A 20,366-nucleotide genomic window follows, 5' to 3' on the forward strand; every position below is an offset into this window, starting at 1 on the left:
TGTCTCCCTCAGCGGCGCTGTGCGGGCCGCGTGGCGGTCAGGTGGCAGAACGGGGCCGGCGGCACCCTGCGAGGCGCAGAGGCGAGCGCAGGGTGCCGCCGGGTCGTGCTCAGGGCTCGCGGAACACGGCGCAGCGGCCGCTGTGCTTCTCCTTGAGCCCGCAGATGCCGTCGCCCTCGACGTCCTTCTGGCAGGTGGCGTCGGGCACGTCGTACGGGGTGACAGCGATCGCCGGGCGCGACGGGGCCGGCGCCTTCATCGGCACCTCGAGGCCGGCCTCCTCGTACAGCCGGACCATCGCGTCGACGTCGGGCTTGGACTCGCCGACCTTGCCGCCGCCGGACCACCCGAGGACGAACGCCCGCTCGCCGTCGGTGAAGATCGCCCGCGGCGACGCGTCGAGCGCAGCACGAGCTCGCTTCTTGAGCGCGTCGCCCTCGCGAGTCAGCACGAGCCCGCGGTGGTAGTCGGCCAGCATCGCCGTGGCGTCGGCGTCGTCGACGATGAGCCGCGTCTGCGGCACCAGGCCCTCGACCTCCTCGCCCCAGCACTCGCGCAGGAACGGGCACGAGTCGCAGACGTAGGACAGGCCGGGCCCGTCCTGGTCGCGCGGGAGGTCCTCGGGGGACTCCGACGTGCGGACCTGGGCGACCCACTCGTGCGCCTCGGCGGTGATCGCCGGGTCGTAGGCCTGCTCGTAGACGTACTCGGCGCCGGAGCCGTCGCGGGCGACGTACCGCAGGACCACCCGCTGGACGTCGATCGGGCCGAGCTCGACCAGGGGCTCCTGACGCTTCAGCGGCTTGATCTTGCCGGACCGCAGGAGGTCGGCGTACAGGTGCGTCTGGTAGAGCTCGGACCGCTTGGGGCCGGTCGACCGCACGAGCTCGACCATGCGCCCGTCACGCCTCGTCTTGAGGTCGTCGACCGTGGGCACGTCGGCCACCGGGGTGCCATTGCGGTACCGGGCGGGCAGGAGGTCGAGCAGCTCGGCCGGCAGGTGCAGCGCGTCGACGTGACCGCGGAGGACGTCATCCTCGACGGTCGTCTCGATGATCGCGCCCCACTCCGACCGCATGGCGTCCAGCGCGCCCTTGTGGAGCCACGTGCCCCACAGCGCCGCGGGGCCCGACCCGTGCTCGGGGTTGGACTTCGGGGTGCCGTGGTGCTGGTAGCCGGCGAGCCGCCTGCAGGTGCCGACGGACGACGGGCCGAGCTTGCGCTGCTTCGAGCGTGCCGAGCGGTTGTCTCGGACGACGGCGGCCTCGGTGATGAGCGGGAGCGTCATGCTGCCACCGCCTCACCGCAGGACGGGCAGGAGACGTACTGCCCGGCCGCGGCCTGCCGCTCGAACTCCACGAGCGGGAGCCGCGGGTGCGACTGCCAGAACTCGATCAGCTCGTCGGAGGCGTAGGCGTAGGCGCGGGCCTCGGTGCCGTAGAACAGCGTGAACGGGTCGATGCCGGCGTCGCGGCCGCGGCGGTTCAGGAGGTTGCCCCGGCACTCGGCCTCGGCGGCCACGAACATGGTCTCGACGAGCGCCCGGTGGGCGTCGCGGACCTCGCGCCACCGGGCGGCAGCGTCGGCGAAGATGGGCGACGTCATGCCGGCACCTCCTGGCGCTGCGCCGCGGCAGCGAGGCGGTCGGCGTCGTTCGCCGGAGCCGGCGGGTCCTCCGGCAGCGCCTCCTGGCCGACCGGGGGCTGCTCCTGCGGCGCCGTGGGGCCGTCCTGCGGCACCTGGGGCTGGCCCTCGGGCGCGGGGCCCCGCAGCTCGGCCAGGCGAGCGGTGACGGCCACGTTGAACGTGTCGCGGTCCTCGGGGCCCAGGTTGACGATCGCCTTGTCGTAGAACGCCTTCAGTGCGGCCTCCTCGTCGAGGCGGGCGACCTCCTCGAGCGCGCCCTGCAGCTCGTCGCCGCGGAGGCGCTGCAGGTCCCGCACGTGGGCCTTGCCGGGGGTGCAGCCGAGCGTCTCGAAGATGAAGGTCTCGAGGTCACAGACGTCCCACGACCCGACCTTCTTCATCGGCATGGCGAGCGTCTGGCCCTCGGGGACCTGCATGCGGAGCGACCGGACGCCGACGAGCTCGGCGCCGCGGGGGTCGCGCGACAGACGGATCCAGGCGGTGGCGTCGTACGCGAGGTTCTTCTGGCCCTCGACCTTCCACTCCTTGCGGCCCTCGATCGGAGCGCCGCCGGGCCCGATGACCGCGACCTCCTTCCCGCGGGCCGTCACGATCGCGATTCCGGGGAAGGACATCAGCAGGTCCATGATCCGGGCGTGGCGCTTGTTGGCGTCATTCCAGAGGTTGCTGGTGGGGTCGATCTCGGCATCGGGGTCGGCCTGCAGCTTGCGGACGCCGTTCTTCGAGCGACGGGCGCGGTCGTTGGTCCAATTCACGAGCATCGTCCACTCGGCGCTCATGGAGTCGATGACGATCACGACGGGCGCCTCGCCGGCAGCGGCAGCGCGGGCGGCCTCGTTGTAGACGGCCGTGATCTGCTCGAGGATGTCGCGGTAGGACCCGTCGTGCTCGATGACCTCGTACTGCGCGCCGGGGAGCGCGGCGTACTCGTCCGCGGCGCCCTCGCCGAGGTCGATCCAGTAGGTCATGCCGACCCGCTCCGACGTCGACAGCACGACGGGCAGGAGGGACTTGCCGGCCTTCTCGGGGCCCTCGACGAGCAGCAGCGGGTAGGGGACCTGGCCGGTGGGCTTGCGGGACTTGATCTTCAGTGTCGACGACACGGTCGTTCTCCTTCGTTGGGTTGGCGGTCGTGCGCCGGCGCGGAGGCGCCGGGTGTCTGTGTGCTCCTATGAGGAGGTCAGGCGGACTGCAGGGAGCGCGTGTGGAACACGGCCTCCCACTCGGGGTGCTCGGCGAGCAGCAGCCGCACGTAGCGCGAGCGGTAGTTGTTGTTCAGGCGGAACTCGTCGCCGCGGGTGACGCGGCCGTACTGCCACCGCAGGACCTCGAACAGCATGCCGATCCCGATGCGGCGCTGGCCGCCCTCGAGGTACTCGGAGGTGAGCCGCTCGAGCGTCTCGAGCACCCACGGGTTGAGGTCGTGGAACGCCTCGAACCGCTCCTGGATGGTGGAGCCGGTGACGACGTCGGGCTGCTTGAGCTCCGGGACGTCGAGGATCATCTGGCCGGTGGTGTGGTGCGCGATGCTGGCGGACATCGGGTCTCCCTCGTAGGTGGTGGCAGGTCGTTACTGTACCGTCCTATGACGACGTGACGGAGGTGGGCCTCCGGCGCGCCGTGCCCCGGGGAGGGTCATCCCGGGGCGTGCTCTGTGCAGTAGGTGAGCCACTCGCCGTCGGCCTTGACGAGCACGCCAGCGCCGGCCTTGACGCGAGCCCCGCAGTCGCGGCAGTCGCCCCGGTAGCGGTTGGCGCCGACCACGACGGGGGCGAAGCGGCCCTCGGTCTCCCAGTGGTAGCCGGCGAGGGCGTCGGCCACGCTCGAGCCGCGGAGGACAGCCTGGACGGCGTCCTGGGCGGCGTGGCAGCGGGCCACGTCGTCACCGTCACTGAGCGCGGCCTCGAGCTCGGCGGCCTCGGCGACCAGGGCGTCGCGGGCGGCGTCGTAGCGGGCAGCATGGGAGGCGAGTCGGTCAGCCTCGGCCGCGGCCACCTTGGCGGAGCGGCGAGCGGCAGCGCGGATGTTGCGGACCTTGCGGACCAGGACGCCGTCGCCGTCGCAGTCGAAGCAGATCCCGAACTTGTAGCCGGCGAACGCGCGGATGCGGCCGCGGCCCGAGCACTTGCCGCACTCCTCGGTGACGGTGTCGTCGCCCTTCATGCCGGGGCACGGGTCGACGTAGGCGGGGGCGGTGGCGGCTGCGCTGGTCATGGTTACACCGTACAGCCATGCTTGACGTTTATCAAGTCAAGCGGAGCGACGAACCTGCCTCGCTCGGATCCGCACCAGGGCCCGCTCGTCGAGCCGGAGGCGCCGGTCCTCAGCGAACGCGACCACCTGCTCCTCGGTCCACAGCGACGTGCGAGCGGCACGCACCGCGGGCTCGGGCAGCATCCGCTTCCCGGACCGAATCGTGTTCCACCGGTACACCGTCGGCTTGGCGACCGTCGGGAACAGCTCGACGAGCTCGCACAGACCGAGCAGCACCGGCAGCTTGGGGACCTCTACGTCGTTGGCGCTCATGGCCATATCGTATGCCCTCCCCCGGATCGCGGCCGGCACCCGACACAGCTGCGCGCCCCCAGAGGAGTCCCCCGAGGGCGCGCAGCTCACGACCAGTCAGGCGTAGAAGCCGCCCTCGTCGCCCTCGTCGCCCTCGTGGTGCGACCGGACCACGGGCGCCGGCTCGGGCGCCAGGAAGGGCACGAACCGCTGCAGGAAGGTCGTGACGACCGGCAGGGCCATGACGCGGGTGATGCCGGCAGCGATCGCCAGGACGGCCGCGGCGAGCCCCGTAGCGGCCGCCGGGTCGTTGTTCGTCGCCGCCTGGTAGATCAGCGGCAGCATCGCGGCCACGGCGAGCAGGGCCGCCAGGGTCGTGCGGAGGGTCGCGCGCCACGGGTGCGCGGTCTGGGTGGGGACGCTCATGAGGTTCTCCTTCGGGGTTGAGCGGTCGGCCGTCACTTCCGCACCTTGCGGACGACGGTGATCTTGTGGTGGTCCGAGCGGGACGCGTTGAGCTCCTGCGCGGCCGAGAGGACCTCGACGTAGTGGCGCACGAGCACCAGGTCGAAGTGGCCGCCCTCGAGGAACGGGGTGCGCCAGTTGTTGTGCGTCCGGTACTTGCCCTGCGACGTCTCCCCGGCGAGCTGGAAGGACGACCGCCAATTCATGCGGACGGCCTCCTCGAGGGCCCACGTGTACGAGTTGCTGTCGACGCCGAGCGCGAGGTTGTAGTACGGGACGTCGTGCCCGTCGGCGATGCGGTGGACCAGGAAGACCAGGTTCTCGCGCAGCTGCCGCACCCGGACCGTGTCGGCGTGCAGGCCCGTCGCCTTGTCGATGCCGTCCTTGCGGTACTCGTTGTGAGCGGCGACCACCGCACGGGGCAGGCCGCCGTCCCTCGGGCTGTAGACCACGCCGAGCATCGGCTTGTCGTCGCCGTTGAGCTCGGTCGGCGTCGTCGACCGCTCGACGTGGTCGATCACGTACTCGGCGTCGCGGAGGTAGACCTCGCGGCCGGCGCCGTTCGACTGCGTCGCCGAACGGCCCGGGAGCAGCGCACGTCGGAACCCGGGCAGCGCGGCGTCCATCTCGCGGAGCATGGCGTGGGAGTGCTCCACGGCGATGATGACGTCGGGCGCGTCGGCGAGGATCTCGCGCGCCATGTCCGGGATCCGCTTGCTGGCCGTCGCCTTGCCCTTCGCGGCGTTGTAGCCGGCGAGGTTCCAGAACACGATCCGCTCGTCGACGAGCTCGAACGGCTCGGGCGTCGGGACCACGACCGGGGGCGCCTCGGGCTCGGGGGTGGGTGCCGGGCAGATCGGCGGGATGACCTCGGGGCGCACGACGGCGAGGAGCTGGCCCTCGCGGATGACGTCGGCGTCCTCGATCGCGTTCCACAGCTTGAGGTCGTCGAGCGACACGCCGGTCCGCTTGGAGATTGCCCAGAGGGTGTCGCCGGCGACGACGACGTAGTGCGTCTCCGGGGCGGGCTCGGGCTCCGGCTCGTCGACCGGGGCGGGGTTGACCTTCGCCGGCCACGCGGAGGGGGCCGCAGCGAGCCGCTGCAGGGTGACGGGTCCGACGTAGCCGTCGGCGTCGTCGCCGGTCCAGCCCTGGCCGAGCTGGAACAGCCGCACGGCCTCGCGGTCGGTGTCGGACCAGCCGGGGCCGGGGCCCACGGCGTAGGGCACGCGGATGCCTGCGGCCTCGAGGTGCAGCACGAGCCGCTCGCCGAGCCACGTGATGTGGTCGCCGCGCGTGGGGCCGACGGGCGGGTAGGAGGACGCGGCGAGCCGGTCGAGCTCGACGGGCTCGGTGGTGGCACCGGGGGCCTTGGACAGCGCGCCGGAGCGCACCAGGGCCATGAGGGGGGCGCCCGGGCAGGCGGTGCTGTTGCCGGGCACCTGCTGGTGGCCCTGCACGAGCGTCGCCTTCGTGAACTTCCGCCGCTTGTCGGCGCGGAGGGCTCGGAACGCCTCGATCGCCTCGGGGCTGATCGGCTCGTTGTTGCCGACGACGAACAGCACGCCGATGCGGCGCGTGTTCCCGACGACGTTCGCGTGGGCGCCGACGTTGTCGCCGGTCAGGAACCAGATGCGGCCCGCCTGGTCGATCGCGTAGTTGTAGCCGATGTCGGCCCACTTCTTGTTGAGGTGGACCTGCCGGTAGGCGCGAAGCTTGGCGGCCACCTGGGCGCGCGACAGGCGCCCCAGGGTGACGTTCCCGTCGGCGGGGTAGTGGACGGCGAACCCGTCGACGCGGGCGACGTCGAGGGCCCGGCCGGCGCGGCCGTTCTTGGTGTTGGTCCACTCGGACCGAGGAATGTAGGTGACGGACATGGTGTGCTCCTATGAGGCGGGCGTGGCCGAGGGGTCGGGGGTGGGCTCCGGGTCGGGGTCCGTCCCGGGGAGGACGGGGGGCGGCGAGCACGCGGCGGAGCCGCCCTCGACCGTGCTCGAGGTGTCGTTCGTGAGGAACGCGACGAGCTCCCCGTCGACGCACGCGAGACGCCGCAGCCCGACACCCTGCGGGCCCTGGCCGCCGGTCGCGCCGTCCTTGCCCGCAGGGGGCGCAGGCGGCGTGCAGCTGTTGCGTGGGGCGCAGTACGCAGCCACGGCCTGGGCGGCGATGCCGGAGAGCTGGGCCAGGGAGGGGGTGGCCCCGTCGGCCCCGTCCTCGCCGCACCCGCCGGACGCGCAGTAGTCCTCGATCGCGCGCTGCAGGCGGGACTCCGACGGCTGCGCGCCAGGGGCGACCAGGAGGGGGACGGTCGGGGCCGTCTCGCTCGGACTGACGGGGACGATGGGAATCTCGCCGATGTCCTCGAGCTGCTGCTGCAGGAGCGAGATCGCCACGTCCTGCTGCTCGGTCGTCTCGCGGGAGGCGTCGAGCCCGGACCGCAGCTCGCCACGCTCCTCGCGGGAGACCGCGGACCGTTCGAACAGTGTCATGGTTCCCAGGGCCAGGGCGGCGACGGTCAGCACCGCCGCGGTGTAGCCGAGCCACCGCAGGGCGACTCGGGTGCGTGACGCGCGCTGTGTGTTCATCCTCCTACGCCCCCTACGTTGACGATCAGGCCGAGCACGGCGATGAGAAGTCCCACCGCGGTGAGGGCGGCGCCGATCGCCCACCGGCGGGTGGCCTTCGCCTCGGCGTCGCGCTCCTTGAGCTCGCGGGTGACCTTGCCGTCGAGCGCCTCGAGCTTGGTGTGCAGGACCCCGCGGCCGCGCTCGCCGTCGGCCCGCAGCTCGTTGATCGCGGCCAGGTGGTCCCGCTCGAGCTTCTGCAGCTGCTCGGCGTGGCGAAGGTCGGCGTCGCGCTGCGCGGACTGCACGCCGGCGAGCGCCCGCTCCCACGAACCGAGATGCGCGGACAGCACCTCGGTCGTGGGGACCCGGCCGAGCCGCTCCTCCATCCGGGCGAACCCGGCGCGCATCTCCTGCACGACGTCGTCCTGCCGCCGCGCAAGCTCAGCGGGCGTCGGCTCATTAGCCATGCAAGGTTCCCCGGTTTCCACGGCGACAGGACGAGGACCAGTCTATCTGTGCCCTCCTATGATGCGCGCATGCGAGACGCGCCGGAGCGTCACTTCGCCGGAGAGGCCGCGGCCTTCTTCGCGGGACGCCTGGCCGGCTTCTTCGCCGCCGCCTTCTTCGCCGGGCTGCCCGAGCGGGCGCCGGCCTTCTTCAGCACGGCCAGCTCGGCGGCCTGCGAGGCGGCGACGTTCTGCCAGTGCGCGGCAGTCGTGCGGATGATCGCGATGGTCCGAGCCTGGTCGGCGACCTGCGTCGACAGGTCCCCGATGATCGCGTCGATGTCGAGCGGGGTGCCCTGGTCCTGGGTGCTGGTGGTGTCGGTCATGCTGCTCCTTCGATGAGCGCGACTCGGCGGTCGAGCGCGGTGTGCTTGCGGTCGAGCCGGACGACCTTGGCGTCCAGCTCGGCGTTCTTCTTCTTGAGCTCCTCATTCTCGCGCGCCAGGGCCCTCATTGCGAGGACCGCGGCCGCGATCATCCGGTCGTAGTGCAGCGACTCGGCGCGCCCGTCGACGAACTCCACGAACATGCCGCCACCGTCCTCGAGGACCTCCTCAGCGACGAACCCGGGGTAGCGGAGCGGCATCGGCTCCGTGCCCGTCTCGTCGTCGGCGTAGCGAGCAACCTCCGCCTTGTCGAGCCACGTGCGCGGCCGGAGCCGCATGAACAGGCCCTCGTCGACGACGAGGTCCTGCACGTCCTGCTTGTACCGCAGCGACGACGAGGTGCGGTGGATGCGGCGCGTGTTCGCGTTGATGGCCATGTTCGCGGTGGCCGACGCCGTGAAGTTGTAGATCTGGTTCGACGTGACGTAGCCCTCGGGCTCGAGCTGAGCATCGCCCGCGGGCGCGAGACGCGTGTTGCCGCCGGGGGCGATCCAGAGAGCGGCCTGCGCGTACAGGGTGGTGGAGCCGACGAAGTTGAGCCAAGACGTGTTCGTCCAGATTTCGTTCGGCGAGCTCCCAGCGCCGGCCGACACGAGACGCAGGTAGGTGCGGACGGTGTCGGATGCGGTCGCGGGCGAGTTCATCTGGATCGAGCTGCGCGTGGTGTCGCTGGCGTCGGCGAAGATCTCCGCCGGCTTCGAGTACGCGCTGCCGTCGAACAGGATCGAGCCGCGAGCGCCATACCCGTCAGGGGAGGCCGTCCTGACGCGCACGTGGTGAGTTGTGCCACCGATGCGGACCTCGCCGGTCTCGGCGACGTTGAGCACGCCGGAGAGGTTCATGCCGCCGGCCGCCGCCGAGAGCGTCGCGGTGATCGCGTTCGCGGTGTTGTAGGTGGCGATGCCGGTCTGGCTGATCTGCACCCGCTGCCCGGCCAGCGCGGTGGCGATGACGTCGCCCTCGATCAGCTTCGCAGTCATGGCGCCGACGGCGAGCTTCGCGGCCGTGATGATCCCGTCGACCAGGAGCCGGCCGGACTCCATGCGGTGCAGGGTCGGCGTCTCGCCGTACATCGCCCACGTCTGCCCTGCGGCGCCCTCGACCTGCACGCGGAGCGCGACGTGCGTGACGTTCTCCGGCACGGTGAGGACGTAGGAGCGCATGGTGGTCGAGTTGCCTGCGGCCGTGACCCACACGGCGTTGTCCTCCTGGCACACGAGGTCGACGCCGCCGGTGGTGCCGTCGGTGCGGAGGAAGTTGGCGTACACCTTGAACCGGGTCGCGGTCTTGTAGTGCGCGAACCGCAGCATCCACCGCTCGCCGCCGGAGACCTGCAGCCACTGCTCACGCGCGGCGGCCTTCGCGGGCTCGTTGCTGGGGGTACCGGAGGTGACGGGGAAGATGTCGAAGAAGCCCGTCCCCCCGCCCGCGGGGACCGTGTAGCGGACGGCGCGGGCGCCGGACCCGGCGGTGTAGACGTCCCAGCCGGTGCCGTTGCCGAACCGGCCGCCGGTGCCTGAGGTGAGGAACGCGTCGGTGCGGAACCCGGTGTCGGGGAACACGTTGTCGCCGGTCACGGCGAGCAGCGGGGAGGTGATCGACCCGGCCTTGACGCGGTTCGCCACGTCCAGCCACCCCACGGTGGCCTTCCCGAGGTCGAGCGATCCGATCGCCTGGTGGCCGAGCTCGGACGCCACCCACTCGGTGCCCGACCAGCGGTTGAGGCGGTAGCCGTTCGCGGCGTCGAACCACGTGTCGCCGACGACCCCGACGTACGGGGTGGGGGGCGTGACGTACCAGACACGGTTCTTGCCGTTGGCGGAATCCTGGGCGGCGACGGCCGCGGCGTTGGCGGCCGACGCAGCCTGCGCGGCCGCCGCGACCGCCGTGCCCATCTCGCTGACCGCGCTCACGGCGCCCGTGAGGTCGGCCTGGAAGTCGGCCATGAGCTGCTCGAGGGTCTCGTCGTAGTAGAACGGCGTGACCTCGTGGACGTCGCCAGGGGCAGACCAGGTGCCCGCAGCAGACACCGCGACGAGCGTGACGTACGTCGGGACGTCGGAGTCGGCCGGGAGCGTCAGGACGCCGCCAGCGGGCGGCAGCTGGGCAACCTCCGTCGAGTCGTCCCACTCCTCGCCCTCCTCCGGCGAGGCGTGCACGCCGATGTACGCGATCGTGACCCCGGCGGGCTGGTCCTCGAGGTACTCCCCCGCCCACTGCACGACGATCGACGAGCTGCCGGGCGTGACGTTCACGTCGGCAGGCGCGGCGGGCGTCGCGTCGACCAGGTCGACGAGCCCCACGGTGCCGTCGGCCGCCTTCCCGAGCGCGGCGACGGGGTTGCCGTCCTCGTCGTAGACGGTCATGGCCCCGGCCTCGATCGAGCGGTAGGCGGACTGCGCTGCGCGCTCGCCCGCAGCGACCCGGGACTCGATCTGGTGGACGCGGCGCGCGAGCTTGCGGCTCGACTGGTTGCTCATGACAGGACCCGATCTGCGTTGACAACGGTGAGCTGGATCCGGTCGTCGGACCCCGGCCGGACGAGCTCGGAGACGATGCGGCACCAGATGGTCTTGCGGTCCCCGCCGGGCGTGCGGACCTCGAGCGCGACCTCGTCGCCCATCGACCAGGACCCGAGCGGCGCGTTCGGGTGGTCGATCACGACGAGCTCGGCGATGCCCTCGAGCGCGAGCCGCTGCTGCAGCTCGGCGCCGGCCAGTGCGCGGAGGCGGGTGGCGTTGCCGATGTCCTTCATCGGGACAGCGCGCGGGCGACGGAGCCGGCCGTCGTCCTGGTTCACCTCGACGCGCAGCATGTCGCGGCCGTCGCCCTTGCCGAGGGCGATGATCCCGTTGGCGTACTCGTCGCCGTCGTGCTCCGTGTCGGGGACCACGACGACGTTCTCGCCGACCTGGAAGCGCAGGTCGTTGCGCCGGCGCCCGAAGCGGGGCTGTCCGAAGTCGACGCGGTGGAGCACGTTGGTGCGGGCGGCGTTCCACCGGTGGGTCTCGACGTAGTCGAACGGCGTCTCGACGGCGAGCCGGTCGATTTCGGAACCGCAGTCGGGCGCCTCCCACCAGGAGAGCTCGTAGGGGTCGTGGTCGCCGTACTGAGCGTCCCACCGCTCCTGGGCCTTCTTGATCGACTCCTTCGACCGCGCGAGGTTCTTCTTGGCGGCCTCGTACGCAGCCCGCCGGGAGGCGTACGAGCTCTCCCATGCGGCGACCCGGGCGTTGTACGCAGCGGTGGACTCGTTCTTGCCCTTCTTCGGCTTCTTGCCCTTCACGGGCGCCTTCAGCTTGGTCTTGGGCGGCTCGGGGCGGTCCGGCGGCTTCGGGGGAGACACGCGGACCGGGGAGACCGCGTCGTCGATGACCATGCCGATGTTCCCGTTGGCGTACCCCTGCAGGTGGGACCAGATGTCGCGCACGATGAGGAACGGGTCGGCGTTCCACCGGTAGTAGCGACCGCCGAACGGGATGCCGTGAGGGTAGGACGTGAAGCCGGGGCACTCGAGCGACCACGACTCGCCGTCGTCCTCGAGGGCCGACCGCACGTAGATGCCGGCGCCACGGATGACGCCGTCAGCCTCGGCGTAGATCGCCGTCTGCCACTCGCGGAGCAGCTGGGAGCCGTCGGGGGCGCGCAGGTCCCACACCTCCGGCGCGATGACGGCGTCGATGCCGCCAGGCGCGGACACAGCGCGCTCGACCTCGACGTCCCGCAGGGGAAGGTCGGGGTGGAGCCACGCCCCGGTGCGGACGTTCTGCGCGAGGTAGCGCCACGCGGTCACTCGACCTCCTCCACCCACTGCAGGTCGAGCACGACGGACGAACCGTTGTCGAGGGACACGCGGGCGCTGTTGCCCGAGGAGGCGGTGATGCGGCCGCGCAGGTGCGCGTAGACGGTCGTGCCGCGCAGCTCGGCGGGGATCGGCAGGTCGTCGGCGAGCCCCCACGTGTCGCGGGAGACGTTGTTCGCGTTCGGGGTGTCGAAAACGATCTCCTGCGTGACGGGGGCGTTCGCCTGGGCGACGAGCCCGAGCCGCGCCTGGACGCGCCCGACGAGGTTGCCCGGGGGCACCCGCACGCCGTACCAGGTTGCAACGACCTTCACCCGCGTGGCCCACTCCGGGATCTGGACGTTCCAGCCGGCAGCGTCCGGCCACTGCTCGCCCGTCGCCGACGTCGACGTCAGGGTCTCCGCGTCGGTGGGCAGCAGCGAGTACGTCAGCGGGTCGCGGTGCGAGCGCGGCTGGGAGAGGCGCCGCAGGTCGCGGATGTGACCCGCGGTGGCCGTGCCGGTGTTCGCCGGCCGGGTCACGGCGGCCACGGCGTAGCCGGAACGGCTGGCCCAGCCGGGGACGGCCTGCAGGCGCGTCGTGTCGGCCGGGACGCCCTCGACGACGAGCGTGTAGACGCCACCCTTCGTCGAGTCGTAGCCGGGGAACTCCGGGTCGTTGATGATGACGCAGATCAGGTCGGTGCGGGCCGAGCCGGCCGGCGTCGGCGTCAGGGGCACGACCTCGTCCTCGGTCTTGCGCGCGGAGTACGCCTGCGACGCAGCGCCGGCCGACCGGTTGACGATCGACGTCGCGCCCGGGCTGAGGACAACGGACTGCGCCGCCGGCGAGCTCGGACGGACCTTGAGGTCGCCAGGCCGCGTGACGCCGTCGACGCCGCCGCACGCGTTGTACGCCACGAGCCGCGCGACCTCGGGGCCGTGCTTGCCGCCAGCGATGAACCAGGGGGTGGAGTCCCACATGATCGTGCTCCTTCTCAGAGGGTCCGGTACGCGGCACGCCAGCTCGCGTCGAAGTAGGACGTTCCGGTGGCGTCGATCCCGGAGCACACAAGCTCGTGCTCGCCGGGCGGGATCGTGGAACGGGAGGGGGCGGAGTCGAGCGTCATGCGACCCGGCAGAGGGGCACCGGACTCGAGCGCGGCCGAGCGGGACCACGGGCGGGTGTCAAACACGGCCACCTGGCCTGCGGGGACCGTCCCGACCATGCCGAGGGACCAGAGGCGGCGCCCGACTCCGTCGACGAGCGTCGCGGTGGGGTTGGTGATCGGCCCGGCGAACCGCAGCACCGGCCACGTGGGGCGCTTGCCGCCGTTCTCGATGATGGACGCACGACGGGCCACCGCGGTCGTCGTGACGGGTGCGACCAGGAACCCGTCGTCGTCGAGGATGATGTGCGACGACGACTGCGAGGAGAGACGCACCCGGATGCTCTGCTCGACGTCGTCGTACCAGTGCGGGTCGGACTTGCGGAACGCGCCGTCGAACGGGAGCAGGCCGATCGCCTGCCGGCTGTTGTCGAAGTCGAACTCCTCGGGCCGGCCGTAGGCGACCCGGGCAGGCCGCCCAGGACGGCGCACACGGCACGTGGTGACCGCGCGGGGGTTGCGGAGGAGCTCCGGGTCGTCGAACACGTCCTGCAGGGCGGAGACGCGATCCCACGCGCCCGCAGGGTCGCCCTCGCGGACGACCGCGCCGGCGAACAGGATCGTCTGCCCGTCGCGGTACTCGGTGCCGAACGCCCGACCGTCCTCGCCGGCGTTCTCCCACTCGCGGTCACGGAGCGGCCCCGTGCCGAGTCCCCGGATGGACTCGAGCGGCGCGTCGGTGCCGTGCCCGAACACGACGCCGCCCACCTCGACCTGCAGCTCGGCGATGTTCACCATGAGCGGCCTCCTCGCTTGATCTTGCGGAGCTGCCGATCGGCGAGCTCGAGGTTGTCGCGGCGCTCGCGGCGCGTCTCGCCGCCGATGACCAGGGACCCCACGAGCGGCGCCTCCTGGGTGTTCATGACCACGGCACCGCGCACCTGCTCGCGGCCCTTCGGCATGAGGTCGTAGCCGAACTTGTCCGCAGTGAGCCCGAGAATCTCGGTGGCCCGGGAGCGCCGGTCCATCGCGTGGGGGATGAACGACTCGCCCTGCGTCTCGGGCTCGGCGTAGATCGCGCGAGGCACGCCGGCGCGGGCGATGTGCGGGTCCAGGTGGCCCCGTGCGTAGCGGGGGACGCCGTCGACGAACCCGCCCCGGGCGTACGCAGGAGCGCCGCCGGGGTAGAACCCGCCGTAGGCCTCGGCGTTCGCCTCGCGCTTCTTGCGGATGACCTCGTCGAGGCGGGCGCCGACCGATGCGATCTGCGTGAGAGCGTTGCCGATCGACACGGAAATAGACGGGCGGGCCACCTGCCGGCCGAGCGACGTCAGGCGTGCGCTCACGTCGTCGATCGCAGCCTTCGGAGGACCCGTGGCCGGGGGCGTGATGAACAGGCCCGCGGTCGTCCCGTCGAGGTTGTCCATCTCACCCGCGGCCGCGCGAGCAGCCTCCTGAGCCTCCGCAGCGCCGACCTCCTCGATGACGGTCTGCACCAGATCGGGCGTCAGGTTGTACTCATCGAGAAGGCTGCTGATCGCCTCCTTCGTCCACCCGGCGTCCGTGGCTGTGTCGATGAACGCCTGACGGCCGTCACGGAGCATCGCCGCGAGGGTCTGGTTCGACTCGCCAGCCTGCGCGGCAGCGACGATCTGGTCCTGCAGCGCGCCCACCTGCTCGCGGATCGCGGCGTTGTTCTCCCGGCCCGCGGTCGTGGTCAGGTCGACGGTCGCCTTGTTGCCCTGCAGGACCTTCTCGAGCTTCTCGAGGCCCTCGTACCAGGCGCTCGTGGCCTTGTCGTAGTCCATCGCGGGGTTAAACAGCGCGGAGAGGGCGTCGTCGAGCGCCTTGGCGGACTCGGCCGCGCTCATGAGGTCGGTGCCCGTCGACGCGACGGCCTCGGCGAGGTCGGAGGCGGGGCCGGTCGCGCTCCCGGCGGTCTCGCCGTACGCGGCCAGGGCAGCCTCGGCCGCGGCCCACTGCTCGGACTCCGGGCCGGCCTTGAGGACCTCCTCGATGTCGATGCCGAGGCCCTCGAGGATCGGCTTCGCACGGTCGTAGAAGCCCTGCATCTTCTCGGCGTCGAACAGCTCGTTCACGCCGTCCTTGGCGCCGACGGTGCGGTCCTCGAGCAGCTGCAGCGCGCCCCGGTACTGCTCCATGTTGCCCTCGAGGTCGGCGAAGTCCTTCCGCTGCTTCTCGACAACGTTGTCCATGCCGAGCGCGGCCTGCAGGCCGACCTTCCAGCCCGACAGGTTCTTGAGCGAGACGTCGGAGTAGTCGGCGACGTTCTTCGACAGCGCGGCCAGGGCCTTGTCCTGGTCGGCGAACGTGTTCGCCCCACCGAGGGCCTCCCGTGCCGAAGCGAACCGCTCCTCGAGGTCCGCGGTCGAGTTGCTGAGCTCGGTCATGAGCCCGAGGGTCGTGCCGATCGCGACGCCCAGCGGGCCGGCCATTGCGCCCATGAGGGCGTAAGAGATCGTCGTGGCGCCCTCGAACTTCTCGGTCAGGTCCGAAGCGGCCACCGCCATGCCGGCCAGCACCAGGCCGCCCTTCGCCATGTTGCGGAGCATCGCGGCCTTGTCGAGCTGCTGCAGCGACAGACCGGCCATGCGCGACCGCAGCTCGAGCGACGCGATCTCCGTCTTGAGCGCGATGACCTTCGGGCGCATGAGCAGGAACGTGCCGCCGGCCAGAGCAGCAGCACCGCCGAGGAACAGGATCGCCGCTGCGGTGGTCTTGACCGGGCCCGGGAGGGCCTGGAAGTCGCGCATGACGTCCGCGGTGACGTTGAGGAGGTCGACGAGCATGCCGCCGCCGTTCTTGCTCACGAACGGCTCCGCGAGCTCGGAGGACAGGTCGCGCCACGCGGCCTTCACCCGGTCGAACGCGCCCACGGCGGTGTTCTTCACGTTCTCGGCCGCCCCGCCGAACCGCTCGGACATGCCGGCGGCGAGCGCGTCGAGGGCCTCGGTGGCGTCGAGCGAGCCGGAGGTGATCGCGTTGCGGACCTGGGCGCCGGTCATGTCCATCTGGGAGCCGATGAGCGACGCGGCGTCCACGCCGCGGTTGCCGAACTCCATGAGGTCCTGCGCGGTCAGCTTCGCGGACGACTGGATCTTCGACATCGTGGCGACCAGGCCGGAGATGTCGGCGTTGGTGCCACCGGAGGCAGCCACGGCGTCCTGCACGGCGTCGAGGTACGGGATGACCTTTCGGGTCTCGATGCCGAACGCGAGCATCTGCTGCTGCGCGGTGATGAAGGTGTCCTTGGCGAACGGCGAGGTGCGCGCGAACTCGTCGAGCTGGTCCATCTGCGCGTTCGCCTGCTCAGCGGTCCCGAGCAGCGTCGTGAGAGCAGCACGGGACTGCTGCTGCAGCGTGTTGTACGCGATGCCAGTCGACATCGCCGCGGCCGCCACCGCCGTGAGGGAGCCGCCCACGACGACGAGCGCCGTCCCGAGCTCCTGGGTGTTGACGACCGCCCGGGTGGTCTCCTCGTTGTTGCGCTGCTGGGAGGTCGTCGACTCGTCGGTCGACTGAGTGCGGCGCTTGTTCGAGTCGGCCGCCTTCTCGGAGGCGTCGCCCTGCTTCTTCGTGGCCGCGCCGGCGCGGTCCGCAGCGGCGCCGACCTTGTCGGTGGCCGCGGCGGCCTTGTTCATGTCGCCGGCGTAGGTGCCGATATCGGCCTGGACCTTGACGCCGAGAATCTTGTCGCTCATGCGGAGACCTCCAGGTCAGCGAGCTCGGGGTTGACGACGAGGCCGATGTGAACGCCCTTGGCGTCCTCGGGGACGTTGTGGCGCTCCTGCTCCTTGACCTCGCAGCCCGGGCAGCGGGACCAGTGCCCGATGTACGCGAACCGGTGGCCGCCGCGCTTGGGGTCCCACTCCTCCGCGCGGGTGCCGCAGCCGGAGCAGTGCGCCGCCTTCCACGCGCGGAGCTGCAGCGCCTTGTCGCGGTCGAGGGGCGTCCACTCGGCCGGACCGCCGAGGAAGTGCGAGTGCGAGATTCCGAGGGACTCGCACAGCTCGAGCTCAGCGACCAGCGAGGGGTCCGCCCTCAGCCTTTTCCCAGGGAGACCTGCGCGACCTGGTTCACCTCGACGGCCGTGGCGAACAGCAGCGACGACTCGCCCTGCGACAGGCTCGCGATGAGGTCCGCGGCGTCCTCCTCGGTCATGTCGTCCAGGGAGCACGCGGCCACGAGCGCCGGCGCGAAGGTGGCCAGGGCGTAGTCCCGGCCCTTGGCCCGGTCGGCGTCGGTCGGGGGGTGCTCGGAGACCAGCGCGTCGTAGACGTCCGACCCGAGCCCGCGAAGGTAGATGCGGACGGTTCCCTCGTCGCGCTTCTTCTGCGCCAGGGTCAGCTTCTTGCGAGCCGACGTGACCTTGCGGTTGGCGCGGAGGGCGTCAGCGACGGCCTTCTCGCGCACCGCGTGGGTGGAGTCGGCGTGCTGGGCCTCGGTGGCCTTGCGGCAGGCGAGCTCGGCGACGCCGACGACGTTCTGCGCCTGCTCGAGCTCGGCCTCGAGGTCCTCGTCGAGGAAGTCGAAGTGGCGCGTCTTGCGGCCACGACGCCGCAGCTTCTCGCGCTTCGTGGCCCAGACCTCGTCGGCGACGGACGCGTCGGTGGTGGCCTTCTTGGTGGACGTGGTGCTCATCGGGGGCTCCTCGCGGCGTGCGGTGATGCCCCGAGGGCGGGCCGGAAGTTATAGCCCCTGGGTGCCAGGGGGAACCTTCTCGGCCCGACCTCGGGAGGACGAGCACCCGATGTAGTTGTGGTGGTGCTGGGCGACCGGTCAGGCCGCCACGGGGACCGGCTGGTCCTGCTCCGGCTCGGTCGTGATCGTGAACTGCACGACGATCCGCGCGGCGTCGTTGCCGGCGGAGTGCTCGGCGCTGTTCGACGCGACCCGAGCGGGGAACGCGTCGAGCGAGAGGCTGCCCGGCTTGTCGCCGCGGCGGAGGATGACGAACACGCCAGCCTCGCCCTTCGGCAGCACGGCCGAGATGTCGACCTCGTCGCCGGTCGGGTCCTCCTCGGGCTCGTAGCAGGTGATCGAGGAGTCCGAGGCCGAGTCGAGGCCGGGGATGTTCTTCTCGAACCGCGAACCCATGTCGGGCGTCGACGCGGCCTGGTTCTCGAGCGACCAGCCGCTGATGTCGGCGATCTCGTCGGACAGGTCGATGCCGCCCGTGAGGTCGCTGCGGGTGATGTTCCGGTAGTCGGAGACGCCGGTCAGCCAGTAGTACTTGCTGACACCGCGCCGGACGAAACGAGTGCTCATGGTGTCCTCCTATGACCGGGACGTGCCCGACCGGATGAGTGGGAAAGGATCAGCGGGAGCCGCGGCCGCGGACGGCCTTGCTCTCGCTCTCCGCGGAGACGCTCGCGGTCGCGTTCTCACCCTCGGGCAGCGAGCCGCCGTCGGTGGTCTTGGGGCCGTCGAGCGGCGGGACCTCGGAGCCCGCGCCGAGCTCGCCGGCGGGGAGCGTGCCGTCGACGACCAGCTCGCCCGCAGCCGGGGCGACGGGGTCGCCGTCGGGCTGCGTGCCGGCATCGGAGTCGTCGGAGGTCACGACGGACCAGCCACGCTTCTTGTAGAACTCCAGGGCGCGCGTCGGGCACTTCGTGACGACGTCCTCGCGGGTGATGTCGGTGAACTCGGCCATTGCAGGGCTCCTTCTAGGCAGGGGAAACGCTCAGTGTGAACCGCACGTCATGGGACATGATACCGGCCTTTGTGTCCTCACCTGACGCACCCGCGCCGTTCTCGTCGTCCTTGTTGCGGTCGTACACCTTCTGGCCCTCCACGGCGAGCGGGTGAACCCACGCGCCGGAGGCGTGGCGGTCGTACAGGAACGCGACGAGCCGGTCGTAGAGCAGCTCGAGCTGGTCGCCCCGCTGGCCGACAAGGGTGGCCTGGTAGGACCACGCGGCGGAGGAGTGCGGCTTCCCCTGCGTGCCGGAGCTGCCGCCGTCGAGCGGGTACAGGATCACGTAGGGCGGGGCAGCAGAGACCGTCGCGGCGCCGTCGCGGACACGCGGGATGGACCGCAGCTCGCAGGGGAACCCGATCGTATGCGCCAGGGCGTCGCGCAGGGCCAGGCTCATCGGCTGACGGCGCAGAGCGGTGGTGGTCACGTCCAGTCTCCTAGGTCCTTCATCGCTTCCTCGAACTCGGGCGTGGTGGCGTCGAGCGCCGGCTGCAGGTGCGGGAACGGGGGCTGGTTGTAGACGCGCCCGAGCCGGTCGGGGCCGACGAACCCGTACTCGAGGCGGCGGCCCTGCGGCTTGTCCGTGCCGACGGACGCCCCGACGAGCGACCCGGCCGCGAACGGCTCGGTGGTCCACGAGCGCCGGTAGTCACCAGAGGGGGCGCGAGGGCCAGGGCGGCCGGAGGCTGCGGCCTTCACGCGCGTCTCGAGCAGCATGGCGTGGTGGTCGACCTTCTCGCGGGCCCGCGACTGCGCGGCCGCCCCGACAGCCCGGAGGTCGGCGGCGATTTCAGCAGCGTTGCTGTAGGCGCCGGCCGACGGGTGCGCGTTGGGGTGCGGGGCCATTACGGGGCCCAGCCTTCGGGGAGGGTCGGGCCACGGGTCGGCTTGAGCCACCCGATCCGCACGACGGCGAACATGCTGGTCGACGGCGGGCCCGTGAACTCGAACCACCGGCCGACGAGCGCAGGGTCGCCCGAGGAGGCCGGCACGGCGTCGACGCGCAGGAGGTCGCCGGAGCGGAGGTCGTCCGGCGCCACGAGCGGCAGCAGCAGTCGGTGCGTCGTGTCGTCGTCGTCGGGGGTCGTGGCCGTGTCGAACGCAGGCAGCCCGGAAGGGGCGATCGCCGGCACGACCCCCGCCGGACCGGAGTACCGCAGGTCCGGCGGGGGCGGCTCGAGCTTGCCCGTGCCCTGGTTGAGCACGTCGTCGCTGGCGCCGTGGTCGCGGATGACGAGCACGGCGGAGCCGGCGAGCAGCAGGTCGACCGCGGTCCGGACGCCGCCGAGCTCAAGGCCGGACATCGGCCCACTCGATCAGCTGGCGCAGCATGGCCGCGGTGAGGGCGTGCGGCTCGGTGCCGAGGTCGGCGCGCTGCAGCGCCGCCTTCTCGAGCTCCTCGGCGGAGATGCGCCCGAGGAACACAGCCGTGGCGGGACCCGGGTCGGGCGCGGACGGGTCGCCCACGTAGACGCGGGCGAGGCCGTCGAAGTCGATCAGGTTCGCGGGGTGGACGTGGAGCACCGCGTGGGCGACCGCGCCGGCCGAGAGGCGCAGGTCGATGCCGGCGAGCTGCGAGGAGACGTCGGTGCCGTCGAGGGAGACCTCGGCGCGGCCGGGAGCGGTCTCGTTGATCGACAGGCGGCTCAGGGAATCGGTCATGTGTTCATCCTATCCGCACG

Annotated in this window: 23 protein-coding genes; all 23 read right to left on the reverse strand. The window is 71.6% G+C overall.

Annotation, left to right across the window (positions count from 1 at the left end):
* Positions 1-109 precede the first annotated feature (109 nt).
* The 23 genes from ASF35_RS16105 to ASF35_RS16215 all read right to left on the reverse strand — a co-directional run bounded on the left by ASF35_RS16105 (position 110) and on the right by ASF35_RS16215 (position 20,346).
* The gene (locus ASF35_RS16105) at positions 110-1,288 is read right to left on the reverse strand and encodes a hypothetical protein (RefSeq protein WP_055969749.1); all 1,179 of its coding nucleotides are present in this window, start codon (positions 1,286-1,288) and stop codon (positions 110-112) included.
* Positions 1,285-1,605, reverse strand: a complete 321-nt coding sequence (locus ASF35_RS16110) for a hypothetical protein (RefSeq protein ID WP_055969752.1) — start codon at positions 1,603-1,605, stop codon at positions 1,285-1,287. Before ASF35_RS16110 ends, ASF35_RS16105 begins: the two co-directional genes overlap by 4 nt.
* Complete coding sequence (locus tag ASF35_RS16115) at positions 1,602-2,750, reverse strand: hypothetical protein (protein ID WP_055969755.1); 1,149 nt, start codon at positions 2,748-2,750, stop codon at positions 1,602-1,604. Before ASF35_RS16115 ends, ASF35_RS16110 begins: the two co-directional genes overlap by 4 nt.
* 77 nt (positions 2,751-2,827) lie before the next feature.
* Positions 2,828-3,187, reverse strand: coding sequence for a hypothetical protein (locus ASF35_RS16120; RefSeq protein ID WP_055969758.1), 360 nt, complete (start codon positions 3,185-3,187; stop codon positions 2,828-2,830).
* Between the two features lie 95 nt (positions 3,188-3,282).
* Positions 3,283-3,861, reverse strand: coding sequence for a hypothetical protein (locus ASF35_RS16125; protein ID WP_055969761.1), 579 nt, complete (start codon positions 3,859-3,861; stop codon positions 3,283-3,285).
* 36 nt (positions 3,862-3,897) lie between these two features.
* Positions 3,898-4,173: a hypothetical protein gene (locus tag ASF35_RS16130; RefSeq protein WP_055969764.1), complete on the reverse strand. Its 276-nt coding sequence runs from the start codon at positions 4,171-4,173 to the stop codon at positions 3,898-3,900.
* Positions 4,174-4,269: 96 nt separating this feature from the next.
* A complete protein-coding gene (locus tag ASF35_RS16135; protein WP_200931788.1) occupies positions 4,270-4,578 on the reverse strand; it encodes a hypothetical protein in 309 nt (102 codons plus the stop codon).
* A 32-nt stretch (positions 4,579-4,610) separates the two neighbouring features.
* Positions 4,611-6,494 (reverse strand): peptidoglycan-binding protein, encoded by a 1,884-nt coding sequence (locus ASF35_RS16140; RefSeq protein WP_055969767.1) that lies wholly within the window; start codon positions 6,492-6,494, stop codon positions 4,611-4,613.
* Between the two features lie 9 nt (positions 6,495-6,503).
* Positions 6,504-7,202, reverse strand: coding sequence for a hypothetical protein (locus tag ASF35_RS16145; RefSeq protein WP_055969770.1), 699 nt, complete (start codon positions 7,200-7,202; stop codon positions 6,504-6,506).
* The gene (locus ASF35_RS16150) at positions 7,199-7,600 is read right to left on the reverse strand and encodes a hypothetical protein (RefSeq protein WP_055969773.1); all 402 of its coding nucleotides are present in this window, start codon (positions 7,598-7,600) and stop codon (positions 7,199-7,201) included. The genes ASF35_RS16145 and ASF35_RS16150 overlap by 4 nt, the downstream gene beginning before the upstream one ends.
* Positions 7,601-7,740: 140 nt before the next feature.
* Positions 7,741-8,016 carry a hypothetical protein gene (locus ASF35_RS16155; protein WP_055969776.1) on the reverse strand — a complete coding sequence of 92 codons (276 nt, stop codon included), beginning with the start codon at positions 8,014-8,016 and terminating at the stop codon, positions 7,741-7,743.
* Positions 8,013-10,556, reverse strand: coding sequence for a hypothetical protein (locus ASF35_RS16160; protein WP_055969779.1), 2,544 nt, complete (start codon positions 10,554-10,556; stop codon positions 8,013-8,015). Before ASF35_RS16160 ends, ASF35_RS16155 begins: the two co-directional genes overlap by 4 nt.
* The gene (locus ASF35_RS16165; RefSeq protein ID WP_055969782.1) at positions 10,553-11,869 is read right to left on the reverse strand and encodes a hypothetical protein; all 1,317 of its coding nucleotides are present in this window, start codon (positions 11,867-11,869) and stop codon (positions 10,553-10,555) included. The genes ASF35_RS16160 and ASF35_RS16165 overlap by 4 nt, the downstream gene beginning before the upstream one ends.
* Positions 11,866-12,840 (reverse strand): hypothetical protein, encoded by a 975-nt coding sequence (locus tag ASF35_RS16170; protein WP_055969785.1) that lies wholly within the window; start codon positions 12,838-12,840, stop codon positions 11,866-11,868. Before ASF35_RS16170 ends, ASF35_RS16165 begins: the two co-directional genes overlap by 4 nt.
* 14 nt (positions 12,841-12,854) lie before the next feature.
* Entirely contained in the window at positions 12,855-13,763 is a 909-nt protein-coding gene (locus ASF35_RS16175) for a hypothetical protein (RefSeq protein WP_055969788.1), read from the reverse strand.
* Entirely contained in the window at positions 13,757-16,687 is a 2,931-nt protein-coding gene (locus ASF35_RS16180; RefSeq protein WP_055969792.1) for a tape measure protein, read from the reverse strand. Before ASF35_RS16180 ends, ASF35_RS16175 begins: the two co-directional genes overlap by 7 nt.
* Before the next feature lie 340 nt (positions 16,688-17,027).
* The gene (locus ASF35_RS16185; protein ID WP_055969795.1) at positions 17,028-17,627 is read right to left on the reverse strand and encodes a hypothetical protein; all 600 of its coding nucleotides are present in this window, start codon (positions 17,625-17,627) and stop codon (positions 17,028-17,030) included.
* Between the two features lie 138 nt (positions 17,628-17,765).
* Entirely contained in the window at positions 17,766-18,254 is a 489-nt protein-coding gene (locus tag ASF35_RS16190) for a hypothetical protein (RefSeq protein WP_055969798.1), read from the reverse strand.
* A gap of 49 nt (positions 18,255-18,303) precedes the next feature.
* Complete coding sequence (locus ASF35_RS16195; RefSeq protein ID WP_055969801.1) at positions 18,304-18,639, reverse strand: hypothetical protein; 336 nt, start codon at positions 18,637-18,639, stop codon at positions 18,304-18,306.
* A gap of 13 nt (positions 18,640-18,652) precedes the next feature.
* Positions 18,653-19,111: a hypothetical protein gene (locus tag ASF35_RS16200; protein ID WP_055969804.1), complete on the reverse strand. Its 459-nt coding sequence runs from the start codon at positions 19,109-19,111 to the stop codon at positions 18,653-18,655.
* Positions 19,108-19,530, reverse strand: a complete 423-nt coding sequence (locus ASF35_RS16205) for a hypothetical protein (RefSeq protein ID WP_055969805.1) — start codon at positions 19,528-19,530, stop codon at positions 19,108-19,110. The genes ASF35_RS16200 and ASF35_RS16205 overlap by 4 nt, the downstream gene beginning before the upstream one ends.
* Positions 19,530-19,988: a DUF6093 family protein gene (locus ASF35_RS16210; RefSeq protein ID WP_055969808.1), complete on the reverse strand. Its 459-nt coding sequence runs from the start codon at positions 19,986-19,988 to the stop codon at positions 19,530-19,532. Before ASF35_RS16210 ends, ASF35_RS16205 begins: the two co-directional genes overlap by 1 nt.
* Positions 19,975-20,346: a hypothetical protein gene (locus ASF35_RS16215; RefSeq protein ID WP_055969811.1), complete on the reverse strand. Its 372-nt coding sequence runs from the start codon at positions 20,344-20,346 to the stop codon at positions 19,975-19,977. Before ASF35_RS16215 ends, ASF35_RS16210 begins: the two co-directional genes overlap by 14 nt.
* Positions 20,347-20,366 lie beyond the last annotated feature (20 nt).

The sequence above is a fragment of the Aeromicrobium sp. Leaf291 genome (assembly GCF_001423365.1).
Taxonomy (GTDB): Bacteria; Actinomycetota; Actinomycetes; order Propionibacteriales; family Nocardioidaceae; genus Aeromicrobium.

Coding starts and splice junctions, on each gene's coding strand:
- ASF35_RS16105 (WP_055969749.1), bottom strand. CDS start 1,288: ATGACGCTCCCGCTCATCACCGAGGCCGCCGTCGTCCGAGACAACCGC.
- ASF35_RS16110 (WP_055969752.1), bottom strand. CDS start 1,605: ATGACGTCGCCCATCTTCGCCGACGCTGCCGCCCGGTGGCGCGAGGTC.
- ASF35_RS16120 (WP_055969758.1), bottom strand. CDS start 3,187: ATGTCCGCCAGCATCGCGCACCACACCACCGGCCAGATGATCCTCGAC.
- ASF35_RS16125 (WP_055969761.1), bottom strand. CDS start 3,861: ATGACCAGCGCAGCCGCCACCGCCCCCGCCTACGTCGACCCGTGCCCC.
- ASF35_RS16130 (WP_055969764.1), bottom strand. CDS start 4,173: ATGAGCGCCAACGACGTAGAGGTCCCCAAGCTGCCGGTGCTGCTCGGT.
- ASF35_RS16135 (WP_200931788.1), bottom strand. CDS start 4,578: ATGAGCGTCCCCACCCAGACCGCGCACCCGTGGCGCGCGACCCTCCGC.
- ASF35_RS16140 (WP_055969767.1), bottom strand. CDS start 6,494: ATGTCCGTCACCTACATTCCTCGGTCCGAGTGGACCAACACCAAGAAC.
- ASF35_RS16145 (WP_055969770.1), bottom strand. CDS start 7,202: ATGAACACACAGCGCGCGTCACGCACCCGAGTCGCCCTGCGGTGGCTC.
- ASF35_RS16155 (WP_055969776.1), bottom strand. CDS start 8,016: ATGACCGACACCACCAGCACCCAGGACCAGGGCACCCCGCTCGACATC.
- ASF35_RS16160 (WP_055969779.1), bottom strand. CDS start 10,556: ATGAGCAACCAGTCGAGCCGCAAGCTCGCGCGCCGCGTCCACCAGATC.
- ASF35_RS16170 (WP_055969785.1), bottom strand. CDS start 12,840: ATGTGGGACTCCACCCCCTGGTTCATCGCTGGCGGCAAGCACGGCCCC.
- ASF35_RS16175 (WP_055969788.1), bottom strand. CDS start 13,763: ATGGTGAACATCGCCGAGCTGCAGGTCGAGGTGGGCGGCGTCGTGTTC.
- ASF35_RS16180 (WP_055969792.1), bottom strand. CDS start 16,687: ATGAGCGACAAGATTCTCGGCGTCAAGGTCCAGGCCGATATCGGCACC.
- ASF35_RS16185 (WP_055969795.1), bottom strand. CDS start 17,627: ATGAGCACCACGTCCACCAAGAAGGCCACCACCGACGCGTCCGTCGCC.
- ASF35_RS16190 (WP_055969798.1), bottom strand. CDS start 18,254: ATGAGCACTCGTTTCGTCCGGCGCGGTGTCAGCAAGTACTACTGGCTG.
- ASF35_RS16195 (WP_055969801.1), bottom strand. CDS start 18,639: ATGGCCGAGTTCACCGACATCACCCGCGAGGACGTCGTCACGAAGTGC.
- ASF35_RS16205 (WP_055969805.1), bottom strand. CDS start 19,530: ATGGCCCCGCACCCCAACGCGCACCCGTCGGCCGGCGCCTACAGCAAC.
- ASF35_RS16210 (WP_055969808.1), bottom strand. CDS start 19,988: ATGTCCGGCCTTGAGCTCGGCGGCGTCCGGACCGCGGTCGACCTGCTG.
- ASF35_RS16215 (WP_055969811.1), bottom strand. CDS start 20,346: ATGACCGATTCCCTGAGCCGCCTGTCGATCAACGAGACCGCTCCCGGC.